This window comes from Sphingomonas sp. PP-CE-1A-559 (assembly GCF_004340965.1).
Classification (GTDB): domain Bacteria; phylum Pseudomonadota; class Alphaproteobacteria; order Sphingomonadales; family Sphingomonadaceae; genus Sphingomonas.
Map to the genome: position 1 here is coordinate 1 of NZ_SLYA01000001.1, position 13033 is coordinate 13033.

Consider the following 13033-nt stretch of genomic DNA (forward strand, 5'->3'; position numbering starts at 1 on the left):
CACGAGGTCAGGTCGACCCCGATCCAGGCATCGTACGTGAAGGGGCTGCAAATCTCATCTGCTGTCGAAATGCAGCCGCCGCGATACACCATCTTTGGGACACCAAGAGGCGCTCGCGCCGCACGGCAACACCAGCCTCGCGCGCACGCCCCTCTGTCCTCTACGCCCCAAATCTGCCAAGAGCGGCGCCAAGCCCGCCGCGTTCTCCAACTGCATCCCGCCGTACCGCGCGCGGACTGCAGCTAGGCCTAACCCGGCCTAACCTTCTTTTCCCAGCCAAGTCCGACGACTCGGCTCACCGGACCCACGCCATGACCCAATTTCCCCGCCGCACCTTCGCGATCATCTCGCATCCCGACGCCGGCAAGACCACGCTGACCGAGAAACTCCTCTATTTCGGCGGTGCGATCCATCTCGCCGGCGAGGTGAAGGCGCGGGGCCAGACGCGCCGCGCCCGCTCCGACTGGATGAAGATCGAGCAGCAGCGCGGGATTTCGGTCACGTCCTCGGTGATGACGTTCGAGCGCCAGGGGATCACCTTCAACCTGCTCGACACGCCGGGCCACGAGGACTTCTCCGAAGATACCTACCGCACGCTCACGGCAGTCGACTCGGCCGTCATGGTGATCGACGCCGCCAAGGGCATCGAGCCGCAGACGCGGAAACTGTTCGAAGTCTGCCGCCTGCGCAACGTGCCGATCATCACCTTCGTCAACAAGGTCGACCGCGAGGGCCGCGATCCGTTCTCGCTGCTCGACGAGGTGGCCGAGATGCTCCAGCTCGACGTCTGCCCGATGAGCTGGCCGGTCGGCATGGGCGGCGAGTTCGAGGGCGTCTACGATCTCTACGCCAACACGCTGAGCCGTCCCGAAGGCGACAGCCGGGAGTTCATGGGCAAGGCGATCCCGTTCACCGGCATCGACGATCCCGAACTCGCCAAGATCCTCAGCCCCGAAGCGATGATCCGCCTGAACGACGAAGCCGAACTCGCACAAGGCGGCTATTCGAGCTTCGACCCCGAGGCCTATCGCGCGGGCAATTTGACGCCGGTCTATTTCGGGTCCGCGCTGAAGGACTTCGGTGTCGCCGAACTGATCGCCGCGCTCGCCGACTATGCCCCGCCACCGCGCGCGCAGCCCGCCGAGCCTGCGCCTGTCTCCCCGGATGAGCCCGAAGTCACCGGCTTCGTGTTCAAGGTGCAGGCGAACATGGACCCCAACCACCGCGACCGGATCGCGTTCATGCGGCTATGCTCGGGCGTGTTCAAACGCGGCATGAAGCTTACGCCCACCGGCCACGGCAAGCCGATCGCAGTGCATTCCCCCATCCTGTTCTTCGCGCAGAACCGCGAGCTGGCGGACGAGGCATTCCCCGGCGACATCATCGGCATCCCCAATCACGGCACGCTCCGAGTCGGCGACACGCTCAGCGAAAAGGCCGCGATCCGCTTCACCGGCCTGCCGAACTTCGCGCCCGAAATCCTGCGCCGCGTCGTGCTCAAGGACTTCACCAAGACCAAGCAGTTGCGCAAAGCCTTGGACGACATGGCCGAGGAGGGAGTCACGCAGGTGTTCTACCCCGACATCGGCTCGAACTGGATCATTGGCGTGGTTGGGCAGCTCCAGCTCGAAGTGCTGCTGTCGCGGCTGGATGTGGAGTACAAGGTCGCGGCCGGGCTGGAGCCTGCACCGTACGAGACCGCGCGCTGGATCTCGGCGGAAGACCCGCTCGAACTCAAGACCTTCGCCGAGATCAACCGCGGCGCGATGGCCAAGGACCGCGACGGCAACCCTGTCTTCCTCGCCAAGAGCGCCTGGGAAGTGAACTACATCGCCGAACGCTATGCGAAGATCCGCTTCGCCGCCACGCGCGAGCGGTAGGATACCGGATCGGCCGGCAAGGTCTTCAAAGACTGCTAGAAGTCTTCGATCCTTGTCGGCCGCGGTTGCAAGATCACAGAGTCTGGTCTGTTTTGCCCGGCGACCGATAATGGCGCCGCTCCATCAGACGCCTCGCGGGATTTTCCCGCAGCAATTTCGTTGCCCAGTTGTCGCGTTTGATCGGCTTGCGATGCCGATGACGCCGTGCACCATAACGCTTGGTACGCGCAAGCTTTTGCTGCCACCGCACCACGCCTGTAATGGCAGCAACGAGTAAGGCACTCGCCACTATCAATTGAACGTTCATCTATCGGCCCCGCTTCCAATAGACGGAGTATCAAATATCGAGCCGATTTGTAATTAAATTATGTATCACGTCGAAATTACGACGCAACCCACTGAGTAAGTTCGCCTAATACTAGCGGAGTAACGAGAGGCGACAAATATCAACTAAAGGTGTTGTGAAAGGAAAACTATCCCACATCAACGAATGTAGCGAGTCGGAAGATATTGATAATGGGTAGTTATCAACAGTCATGCGAGTTGCTTGTGGGTGCCCTCAGTCAGCCAGCCAGCCGGAGCGCAACAGCAACAAGGGAACCGAGGTGGTTCGCACCACCCCGGCCCATCTCGATCAACGCTTAGGCTTGGCAGCGAATGCTGCCTTCAGCCGCGCGATCGCCAGCGTGTTCGCATCCTGTGCACCGCGCACGACCATGCCCATCCCGAAGAATTCATGCGTCACGCCCGGGAAGGTGCGCTGCTCGACCTTGTCGCCAGCCGCACGCATCGCCGCTGCCAGCGTCTCGCCGTCGGAGCGCAGCGGATCGATCTGCGCGTTGATGATCGTCGTCGGCGGCAGGCCGCGCAGGTTCGCCTTCACCAGGTTCAACCGCGGGTCCTGCGCGTCTGCAGGCGTGGTCTGGTAATAATAGCCGAACCACTTCAACATCGCGGCGTTCAGCGGCTTTGCATTCGCCGAATCCATCCGCGACGGCAGCGTCATGCTGCTGTTCGCGATCGGGTAGACCGACACGATGTGCAGCGGCGTGGTCAGGCGATTGTCACGTGCGTAGATGGCCGTCGCGACCGCCAGATTCCCGCCCGCACTCTCGCCTGCGACCGCGATCTTGCGCGGATCGCCACCCCAGCTTGCCGCATTCTGCAGCGTCCAGCGATAGGCGGCGGCTGCGTCGTCATGCTGTGCCGGGAACTTGAATTCCGGTGCATGGCGATACTCGACCGACACGACGATCGCACCCAACTGTTTGGCGAGCAAACGTGGTGCCGCGTCGTAGGTGTCGACCGTCGCGATCACCCAGCCGCCGCCGTGATAATAGACGACGACCGGCAGGTTCTTGGCGTTGGCGAGCGATGCCGGCTTGTAGATCCGGGCGAACTGGTTCGCGTCGCTGCCATAGGGCACGTCGCGCGTCGTCACGGTTGCGTCGGGCGTCGCCGACAGGCCGTGCTTGATCATGACCTGCTTGGCGCCATCGGCTGCCGACGGCTGCATCCGCGCGACGGCTGGCGTGAGCGTCTCGATCGGCTTGCCACCGAGCGCGGCGAGCTGGTCGAGTACAGCCTGCATGTCGGGTGCTGCCTTTGCCGGCTGGGTCGCAGTTGGTGCGGGCGGCGGCGGTGGCGGCGCATCGACCGACCGTGCGGACTGCGCGATGGCGCCGCTCGTCAGGGCGATACCCGATGTCGTGATCAAGGTCGCGGTGGCGAGCGCCATCAGCGTGCGCGATGAACGGTTGGTCATGCGGTATGGTATCCTGTTTCGAGTGCCCCCACTCGCCGCTTAGAACCACGTGATCGGGTTTCCGTTCCCGCAAGCCCGCGTAACCAACGCTTTTCACACGTGTTTCTGGCCGCCGAAGTGGCTCTCCGAAGTATCAGAATGGCGCAGCGCGTCCTGTGACCCAGGTTTCCACGACCTTGTCGACGTCGGCGATCGAGCGGGAGGGATCGCCATCGACGACCAGCAAATCGGCGCGCGTTCCGGCCACGATCACGCCGCGATCGCGCAATCCGAGCAGGTCCGCACCCGCAGCCGTCGCAACCCGCAAGGCTTGCTCGGGCGTCAGCCCCGCCTCGACCAGCAGTGCCAGCTCACGATGTTCGGCGATGCCGGGCACGCGCACTGCACTTGCTCCACTGTCCGTGCCGAACCCGATCTTCACGCCGGCGTCGTACAGCGTCTTCAGGTTACGCAGGTTCATCGCCAGCGATTTCCGCGCATCGGCCGTCTTCGGATCGGCCAGTATCTTGGCACGCCACGCCGGATCGTCGACCTGTTGCGCGAGGGCAGGCGACAGCGCGGCGCGGGCGAACGGCGTCTGCGTCCACGGCGCGCGATCGGCCCAGGCGAACGTCGCTTCGTCGAGTTGCAGCGTCGGGGTGTACCAGATGCCCTTCGCCTTCAGCGTCGCGACGAACGCAGGGGGCACCGGCGTGTCACGGATACCGTGCGCGATGATGTCCGCGCCTGCCGCGACGATCGCCTCCGCATCCGAGAGATCGTGGATATGCGCTGCCACGCGCAGCCCGCGCGCGTGCGCCTCGGCGATCACTGCGCGGTAGACGGCGGGGCTCATCTTGACTGGTACGCTGCCGCCGAAATCGTCGAGCCACAGCTTCACGAGATCGGTCTTTTCGGCGGCCATCATCGCGACCGCCTTGCGCGCTTCCTCGGGCGTCGAGGGTCGGAACAGCTGGTCCGGCCCGACCTTGAGCATCGCCTGCGGTGGTGCGCCGTTGGGAACGCCGATCCCCTGCATCACGCCGAACAGGTCCGCGCCTTCGATCCGCCCGGCATGCGCGTCGGCGCGTATCCCGACGAACGCCGGACCGTTATTACCGAGTGCCGTCACCGTCGTCACGCCGTAGCGGCGATACTGGGCGAGCTGTGCGACGATGTTGGCGCGCGTGTAGTTCTTCGCGCCCGTCTCGGTGCCGCTCACCTGGCCGACATGGCTGTGGTCCGAGACTAGGCCGGGCATAACGGTCCGTCCCCGATAGTCGCGTCGTTCCGCGCCCGCCGGCACCGCGACCTTGCCCGCCGCAACGATCCGTCCGTTCGCGATCACGATCGTCGCATCGTCCACCGATGCGCCGCCGCGCCCGTCGATCAACCGGACACCGGTCAGCGCGATCGTCTGCGCGGTAGCGGATCCGGCGGTGAGGGCCGATGCCGCGAGGGCGATCGTGCAGAGGCGAGCGGAGATTTTGGTTCGGCGCACGATGATGTCCTTCTCGGGAGGATGCGCCGACGGGACGCTATATCCCTGAAACGTCAGCGGATGACGCCCGTTCCGATCCGTGTCCGTCAACGCCGAACGCGCGCGACCCTCAGCGCGATCCGGACCGGCTGCATCAGCGAATTTGATCGACAAGTGGCACATCTTGGGCCGTTTTTTGTTAATAGCAGTTCTCTCGGTTTGTTGGTGGCCGCCCGGTCATTGCGGTTGCTCTAGTCGCTGCCGCGCGAGCCGGGACTGTGTCCCCTGGATGTCAGCGGACGTCGTCGACCGGCGCTGTCAGGATCACGCGCAGGCCGGGCATGTTGTCGTCCTGCTCGATCGTGCCCGACAGCCCGGCGACGATGGCGTTCATCATCCGGCTGCCGAAGCCGATCCGCGTGCCCGACTTGCCGACGCCCTGGTCCGCGACGATCAGGCGCAGTCGGTTGCGATGTTGTTCGAGGACGATGTGGATCGGGCCGGCATCGCCGCGATAGGCGTATTTGCTTGCGTTGATGACGAGTTCGGTCAGCACCAGCCCGATGTTCACCGCGCGATCGGTGGCGACAAGCACGGGCGCGAGATCGAGCGTCATCTGCGCCGCCCAGTCCTCGCCGAGCGACGTCTGCATGTCGCCCGCGAGTTCCTCGATATAGCGCGACAGGTCGACCGACTCGACCTGATCGTCGCGGTACAGGCGGCGATGCACCAGCGCGACCGCGGCGAGCCTTGCCTGCGCCTCGGCGAGATGCTCCTTCACCTTCGCGTCGTCGGATGATTTCGCCTGCAACGACAGGAACGCCGCGACCAGTTGCAGGCTGTTCTGCACGCGGTGATTGACCTCCTTCATCAGGACGTCCTTCTGCGCGATCAACGCATCCTTGTCGGCGAGCGTCCGCTGCAGGTCGGCGTTGAGCAGGCGCAGGCGCTGGTTGATATGCGCATCGTGGAACGCGCGACGCAGGCGGTGCGCCGCCTCGATCTCCTCGCGCGTCCAGCGCCGCGATCGACCGCTGACCGCCTGAGTCCAGGATTCGAACGACGCACGCGGGGTCAGCACCGCATTGGGATCGACCGACACCGCCTTGTGCGGATTGCCGGCCCATTCGACCTCTTCGATCTGCTCGGCGCGAAACCACAACAGCACCGCTCCCTCGTCGACCAGCGGCAGCGCAAGCAGGCCGCTCGCCTGCGCACGGTAAGCCTCGGCGCGGGGCAACAGCGACGACAGTTCATGCGTCGTGAACGGCTCGATCACGCCCCTCGTGCGAGCCCATGCGGCGAGATCGAGAATGTCGTCCTTGCCGGGACAAGGCCCGTCGGTATCGACGATCGTGCCCTCGACATAGGCGAAGCCGTCGCCGTCTAGCATCCGTCGGAGATCGTCGCGCAAAGCGGCGACGATGCTGCGCGGCGCCGGTTCGGTCGCGAGCTTGGGGATGACCGCATCCTCCGCCGCACGCAGCCGCAGCCGTTCGCGGTACGTCTCCGCCTCTTCCTTCGCGCGAATCTGGCGCGCGAGCCCACTGGCCAGCGTCGCCGACGCCGCGCGGATGTCGGGGGTGAGGCCCTTCGGCGTACCGTGATGGCAGGCGATCAGGCCCCAGAGCAGCCCGTCCTTGACGATCGAGATCGACGCCGACGCCGCCACGCCCATGTTGGCGAGATAGCGCAGATGGATCGGCGACACGCTGCGCAGCGCGACGTCGCTCAGGTCGAGCGTCTCGAACCCGGCCGGGCGCAGCACCGCAGGCACGTAATCGATCATCGGGATCGTCCGCGTCCGGTTGCGCACGTACAGCGCGCGCGCCTGTTTCGGGATGTCCGACGCGGGGAAATGGTGATTGAGGAAGGTGCCGAGCCCCGTCGCCTTGTCCTCGGCCATCACGCGGCCCGCCTCGTCGTCGAGGAAGCGATAGACCATGACGCGGTCGAAACCCGTCAACTGGCGGAACGCGGTCGCGGCGCGCTCGCACAACGCCTGGAGGTTGCTCGCGCGCTCGAACGTCATCGCCATCGCGTTGAGCCGGCCGAGCATGCCGGCCGCAGTGACCGGTTCCGCTTCGACGGGTTCGAGTTCGACCAGCACGTGCTCGGCGGTGCGGTGAAGGGTGACGTCGAACCGTTCGGTCAGGCCCGCTACCGGCAGTCCGGCAAGTGCCACGCCGGCGACCGTGTCATCGGCCGTGAGTGTCGCATCGATGTCCTGCGCCAACAGCGCCGACAGGTCGCTGCCGAGCCAGTCGGGGGTCAGGCGAGACTCGAGATCGCCCGCGCCCGCCACGACCGTCAGGCTGGTCGCATCGGCGACGAGCAGCAGGCCATGTGGCTGGATCGCACCGGGGATGTGGATCGGCTCGCGGTCGCACGCATTGAGGTCCAGCCCCACGCCGTCGGTGGAACCGGCAATATCGCTCGACGCGTTCATCTACCCGAAACTCTCCTATAGAGCCCCGATCATGCAGCCCCCGGCGGAACAAAGCAAATACCCGCAGCGGGTTACGATATTAATCTGAAGCAATATCGCGCGGTGCGGACTCGGCATAGCGGCGCGCGATCACCGCGCAGGCGATCAGCTGCAGCTGATGGAACAGCATGACGGGCAGCAGGATCACGCCGACCTGCGCCGGCGGGAACAACACGCCTGCCATCGGCACGCCCGACGCGAGGCTCTTCTTCGAACCGCAGAATTGCAGCACGATCGCATCCTCGCGCGGTAGCTTCATCAGCCGCGCAACGGCAAACGTCAGCCCAAGCACGAAGGCGAGCAGCGCGGCGCACAACAGCCCGATCAGGATCAGGTCGCCGAGCGATAATTTGGTCCAAAGCCCCTCGACCACCGCGGCACCGAACGCGCTGTAGACAACCAGCAGGATCGAACCGCGATCGACCACCGTCAGCAGGCCCTTGTTGCGCGTCACCCACGCACCGATCCAAGGCCGCAGCAGATGCCCGGCGACGAACGGCACCAGCAGTTGCAGCACGATCGCCTCGATACTCTCGATCGAGATCCCGCCGCTGCCCGATGTGTTCATCAGCAGCGCGACCAGCGCCGGCGTGACGAGAATACCGAGCAGGTTCGAGAACGACGCGCTGCACACCGCCGCCGCGACATTGCCGCGCGCGATCGCGGTGAAGGCGATCGACGACTGCACGGTCGAGGGGAGCAGCGTCAGGAACAGCAACCCGGCGGCGAGCGGCCCGGTGACGAACGGCAACGCGGTCAGCCCCAGCCCGAACAGCGGGAATGCGACGAAGGTGATGGCCAGCACCGCGAGATGCAGCTTCCAGTTGCGCAGACCCGCCCAGATCGCATCGCGCGACAGCTTCGCGCCGTGGAGGAAGAACAGCAGGACGATGCCGATATCGGCGGCATAACCGACGATCGTCGCCATCTCGCCGCGCGCCGGCAGCAGGCTCGCCAACACGACGGTGCCGAGCAGCATCAGGATGAACGGCTCGAAGACCGACAGGAAACGTCCGATCATGCGTGCGCCTTCACATAGGCGTCGAGCGTCGCGAGGTGGCCGCTGAGCGCCTCATCATCCAGGAAACTGCCGAGGAAGCTGTTGCGCGCGAGCGTCACGACCTGCTCGCGCGACAAGTTCTTAGCCCGCGCGGTCTGGCGGAAATTCTCGCCGATATAGCCGCCGAAATACGCCGGATCGTCCGAATGGATCGTCGCGCGCAGGCCGAGATCGAGCATCCGGTCGATCGGATGGTTCTCCAGCTTGTCGACGTTGCGCAAGGCCACGTTCGACAGCGGGCACACGGTCAGCGTCATCGCGTCACGGGCCAGCCGCGCGACCAGGGCCGGATCCTCCAGCGCGCGGTTGCCGTGGTCGATCCGGTCGACCTGGAGGATGTCGAGCGCCTCGTGGATGTAGGCGGGCGGGCCCTCCTCGCCGGCGTGGGCGCACAACATCAGCCCGGCATCCGCCGACGCCGCGAACACGCGCGCGAACTTCGAGGGCGGATGGCCGACTTCGGACGAATCGAGCCCGACGCCGATGAACTGGTCGAGCCACGGCTCCGCCTGCGCGAACGTCTTGAACGCATCCTCCTCGTCGAGATGGCGCAGGAAGCTCATGATGAGTCCGACCGACATGCCGTGCTTGGCCTGCGCCTCGTCGATCCCCGCGAACAGACCGCGCGCGACGACGTCGAACGGAATCCCGCGGTGCGTGTGCGTCTGCGGATCGAAGAAGATCTCGGCATGGACCACGCCGTCCTGCGCGACGCGGTCGAAATAGGCGACCGCCAGATCGCGGAAATCCTCCTCGGTCTGGAGCACTGCTGCGCCCGCGTAATAGATGTCGAGGAAGGTCTGGAGATTGGTGAAGCTGTAGGCCGCGCGGACGTCCTCGACGCTCTTGAACGGGATCGCGACCTTGTTGCGTTCGGCCAGCGCGAACATGAGCTCGGGCTCGAGACTGCCCTCGATGTGGAGGTGGAGCTCGGCCTTGGGCAGGTTCGTGATGAAGTCGTCTGTCATGATCCGTCCTGTCGCTTGGGTCGCGTCGGCTGCAACCATTCCGCCCGCCGCGCACTACCGCAAGTGCGAAAGCCGTTGCATGACAATCCTGTCACGTTACCGAGCGGCGATACTTACGCGAAGGACACCATCGATGCCGACAGGATTGGTCGCACTGCTCGACGACATTGCCGGGATCACCAAGCTCGCCGCCGCCAGCCTCGACGATATCGCCGCGACCACCGGCAGGGCGGGCAGCAAGGCGATCGGCGTGGTGGTCGACGATGCCGCAGTGACGCCGCGCTACATGGTCGGGTTCGAACCCAAGCGCGAACTGCCGATGATCGGCAAGATCGCGCTCGGGTCGTTCCGGAACAAGCTGGTCTTCATCCTGCCCGCCGCGCTGGCACTCAGCGCGTTCGCACCGTGGTTGCTGACGCCGTTGCTGATGGTCGGCGGCACGTATCTGTGTTTCGAGGGCGCAGAGAAGATCCTCGAGGCGTTCGGCGGTGGTCATGCCGATGAGGTCGTCGAGGCGCCGGTCGATGCAGCGACGCTCGAGGCACAGAAGGTCTCGGGCGCGATCCGTACCGACTTCATCCTGTCCGCCGAGATCATGGTGATCGCGCTGTCGGATGTCGCGACCAAGCCGATCTGGGAGCAGGCGATCGTATTGGCGCTGGTCGGCATCGTCATCACCATCGGCGTCTACGGCGTGGTCGCGCTGATCGTGAAGATGGACGATATCGGGCTGCATCTGGCGCAGCGCAGCAGCGCGGTGGTGCAGGCGATCGGCCGTGGGCTGGTGAAGGGCATGCCGATCGTGATGTCGGCACTGTCGGTGATCGGCACCGCGGCGATGGTGTGGGTCGGCGGGCAGATCATCGTTCACGGGATCGAGGAGTTCGGGTTCACGACGGTGCCGCACTGGATCCACGATACGGCGGAGGCGGCTTCGCATGCGGTGCCGTTCGCCAAGGGCGCGGTGAATTGGGTGATGAACGCGTTCTTCTCGGGGATCGTCGGGTTGATCCTAGGTGGTGCGATCGCGCTGGGGCTCCACGCGGTGAAGAAGCCGAAGGCGCACTGACCAACAGGCGTTCCCCGCCCTTCCTTGTTCTCCCGCGAAGCCGGGAGCCCAGTCTGAGTCCCCGCCTTCGCGGGGACACAAGTCGCGCTTGGTTATAAGACGCTACCACCACCATCAAACACCACCCCGGCGAAGGCCGGGGCCCAATTGGGGAACGGCGGTAACGGTGGACAGCCCTTCGTTACTTCGACCTCCCAATTGGGCCCCGGCCTTCGCCGGGGTGGTGCTCATTCGCCGGGAGAGGGCCATTTGCGAGGGAAAGCGACGCCCCCTACTTCCCCGTCCACTTCCCCATCCACCCCAACACTTCGCCATACCATTGCCGCGAGTTCTTCGGCTTCAGCACCCAGTGGTTCTCACCCGGGTTCACCAGCAACCGCGACGGGATCCCGCGCCGCTGCAACGCAGTGAACGTCGCAAGCCCCTGCGTGTACGGAATGCGGAAGTCCTTCTCGCCGGTGATCACCAGCATCGGCGTCTTCCACTTGGCGACGTAATTGACCGGGTTCCATTTCTCGAAAGCCTGCGGGTCCTCGTAATAGGCCTTCCCGCCATGCTCCCATTCGTCGAACCAGAGTTCCTCGGTCTCGTATGCCATCGCGCGCGCGTCGAACACGCCGTCATGCTGGACGATGCACTTGAAGCGATCGGGCCACTGACCCTCGAACCAGTTCATCATGTAGCCGCCGTACGACGCACCGAGCGCGCACGCATTGTCGGCATCGAGCCATGCGAACTTGTCGGTCGCGGCGGCCAGCCCCTTCTTCAGATCCTCGAGCGGCCAGCCGCCCCAATTGTTGCTGATCGCATCGGTGAAGCCCTGGCCGTAGCCGGTCGAGCCGTGGAAATCGACCGCGACCAAGCCGTAGCCCGCGCCCGCGAACACGGCCGGGTTCCAGCGATACGACCAACTGTTGTTGCTCGATCCCTGCGGGCCGCCATGGACCATGTACGCGACCGGGACCTTCCCGGTGGAGCCGTACGGCTTGACCGCATAGCCCCAGACGGTGTCGGCGTTCGCGCCCTTGAAGGTGAACCGCGTGACCGTCGGCATGTCGATCCCGGTGAGCCGGGCGGCGTTGACTTGGGTCAGCCGCTGCGGTGCGCCGGTGCCCGCGATGCGGTAGAAATCATCCGGCGCGGTCAGGCTGTCGAGCGCCACCACCGCTCCGCGCGGCGTGATCGCGACCGCGGCGACATGCCCTTCCTGCGTCAGCCGCGTGACGGCACCGCTCATGGCGTCGACGCGGAACAGCGGCGTCTCCTGCGTGTCGTCGGCGGTGACGTAGAGCGACTTCGAATCGGGCGCCCAGGCGATCGAGCCGACCGACCGGTCCCAGCGCTCGGTCAGCGACACCGTCTTGCCGCTGGCGATATCGCGCAGCGTCAGCACCTGGCGATCCGCCTCGAACCCCGGCCGGCGCATCGCGAAATAGGCGAGCTTGCGGCCATCGGGCGACACGGTCGGAAGGTTGTCGGTCGCCTTGTTCCCCGCGGTCAGGTTGACCGGTGCCGCCGAGCCGTCCGCGGGCACCGAGAAGATGTCGAGATTGGTCGACAGCGCTTCGATCCGGCCGGCTTCGCGCAGCGCGAAATAGACGGTGCGGCCGTCCGCGCTCCACGAGATTTCCTCACCGCCGCCATTGGGCTTCGATGGTGTATCACCGACTAGCGCGCCAACCAGCGGAACGCCGTTTCCGGTCGCACCCGCGGCGGTCAGCGGCAGCACGAACAGCTGCGAGCGCGTGCCGTCCGCCCACGTATCCCAATGCCGCACGAACAGCTCGTCGTACGTCCGCCCGGCGCCCGCATTCGGATCCTTCTTCACCATCGCCGGCTCGAGGCTCGACGCGCCGGGCTTGCGATCCGCCCAGACGAGCAGCCTGTCGCCCGTCGGCGCGACCTTGAACCCGCTGAACCCACCCTTGAAGCTGGTGATGCGCCGCGACGTGCCGCCAGTGACGGGCACCGACCAGACCGCATCTTCGCCGCCCTTGTCGGACGTGAAATACACGGTGTTGCCAACGATCTGCGGGTCGTTCTCGTTGACCTGCGGATCGGCGAGCAGCTTTACCGGCGTCGCGCCCGGCGTGCTCAAGTCGAGCCGCCAGAGATCGTAGCGCCCCTTGTCCGCTGCCAGATCGGTCTCGCGCTGTGCCCAGACGAGCCAATGCCCGTCCTGCGACGCGGTCGGCGCACCGACGCGGCTGAGCATCGTCACGTCGTCGATGGTGAGTTGCCGGGCGGCGGCGGGGGCACTCGCAAAGGCGAGCACGGCGAGGCTGGCGGAGAGCATGATCTTCATGGCGTGCTTGATAGGACGCTTGCGAGATCGCGCGCAATC

Annotated in this window: 9 protein-coding genes; 2 read left to right on the plus strand and 7 right to left on the minus strand. The window is 65.5% G+C overall.

The features are described from left to right. The first annotated feature begins 311 nt into the window (after positions 1-311). A complete protein-coding gene (locus C8J42_RS00005; protein ID WP_133018460.1) occupies positions 312-1880 on the plus strand; it encodes a peptide chain release factor 3 in 1569 nt (522 codons plus the stop codon). Between the two features lie 73 nt (positions 1881-1953). On the opposite strand, the gene C8J42_RS00010 is transcribed toward C8J42_RS00005, so the two are convergent. The 6 genes from C8J42_RS00010 to C8J42_RS00035 form a co-directional block, all read right to left on the minus strand. Further along, entirely contained in the window at positions 1954-2187 is a 234-nt protein-coding gene (locus tag C8J42_RS00010; protein WP_133018461.1) for a hypothetical protein, read from the minus strand. A gap of 327 nt (positions 2188-2514) precedes the next feature. After that, on the minus strand, positions 2515-3645 hold the full coding sequence (locus C8J42_RS00015; RefSeq protein ID WP_243643959.1) for an alpha/beta hydrolase: 1131 nt from the start codon (positions 3643-3645) through the stop codon (positions 2515-2517). Between the two features lie 133 nt (positions 3646-3778). Further along, positions 3779-5125 carry an amidohydrolase family protein gene (locus C8J42_RS00020; protein WP_207897038.1) on the minus strand — a complete coding sequence of 449 codons (1347 nt, stop codon included), beginning with the start codon at positions 5123-5125 and terminating at the stop codon, positions 3779-3781. Positions 5126-5396: 271 nt separating this feature from the next. Next, complete coding sequence (locus C8J42_RS00025) at positions 5397-7553, minus strand: histidine kinase dimerization/phosphoacceptor domain -containing protein (protein ID WP_133018463.1); 2157 nt, start codon at positions 7551-7553, stop codon at positions 5397-5399. 79 nt (positions 7554-7632) lie between these two features. Then, positions 7633-8613, minus strand: coding sequence for a bile acid:sodium symporter family protein (locus tag C8J42_RS00030; protein WP_133018464.1), 981 nt, complete (start codon positions 8611-8613; stop codon positions 7633-7635). Continuing rightward, positions 8610-9620, minus strand: a complete 1011-nt coding sequence (locus C8J42_RS00035; RefSeq protein ID WP_133018465.1) for an adenosine deaminase — start codon at positions 9618-9620, stop codon at positions 8610-8612. The genes C8J42_RS00030 and C8J42_RS00035 overlap by 4 nt, the downstream gene beginning before the upstream one ends. Before the next feature lie 133 nt (positions 9621-9753). Between C8J42_RS00035 and C8J42_RS00040 the strand changes: the two genes are divergently transcribed. Further along, on the plus strand, positions 9754-10689 hold the full coding sequence (locus C8J42_RS00040; RefSeq protein WP_133018466.1) for a DUF808 domain-containing protein: 936 nt from the start codon (positions 9754-9756) through the stop codon (positions 10687-10689). Between the two features lie 271 nt (positions 10690-10960). Here C8J42_RS00040 and C8J42_RS00045 read toward each other — a convergent pair whose 3' ends face one another. Next, positions 10961-12994, minus strand: coding sequence for a S9 family peptidase (locus C8J42_RS00045; protein ID WP_133018467.1), 2034 nt, complete (start codon positions 12992-12994; stop codon positions 10961-10963). Positions 12995-13033 lie beyond the last annotated feature (39 nt).

What these genes read in the sequence shown, in the direction of transcription:
- C8J42_RS00005 (WP_133018460.1), top strand. Translation starts at nt 312, where the DNA reads ATGACCCAATTTCCCCGCCGCACCTTCGCGATCATCTCGCATCCCGAC.
- C8J42_RS00010 (WP_133018461.1), bottom strand. Translation starts at nt 2,187, where the DNA reads ATGAACGTTCAATTGATAGTGGCGAGTGCCTTACTCGTTGCTGCCATT.
- C8J42_RS00015 (WP_243643959.1), bottom strand. Translation starts at nt 3,645, where the DNA reads ATGACCAACCGTTCATCGCGCACGCTGATGGCGCTCGCCACCGCGACC.
- C8J42_RS00025 (WP_133018463.1), bottom strand. Translation starts at nt 7,553, where the DNA reads ATGAACGCGTCGAGCGATATTGCCGGTTCCACCGACGGCGTGGGGCTG.
- C8J42_RS00030 (WP_133018464.1), bottom strand. Translation starts at nt 8,613, where the DNA reads ATGATCGGACGTTTCCTGTCGGTCTTCGAGCCGTTCATCCTGATGCTG.
- C8J42_RS00035 (WP_133018465.1), bottom strand. Translation starts at nt 9,620, where the DNA reads ATGACAGACGACTTCATCACGAACCTGCCCAAGGCCGAGCTCCACCTC.
- C8J42_RS00040 (WP_133018466.1), top strand. Translation starts at nt 9,754, where the DNA reads ATGCCGACAGGATTGGTCGCACTGCTCGACGACATTGCCGGGATCACC.
- C8J42_RS00045 (WP_133018467.1), bottom strand. Translation starts at nt 12,994, where the DNA reads ATGAAGATCATGCTCTCCGCCAGCCTCGCCGTGCTCGCCTTTGCGAGT.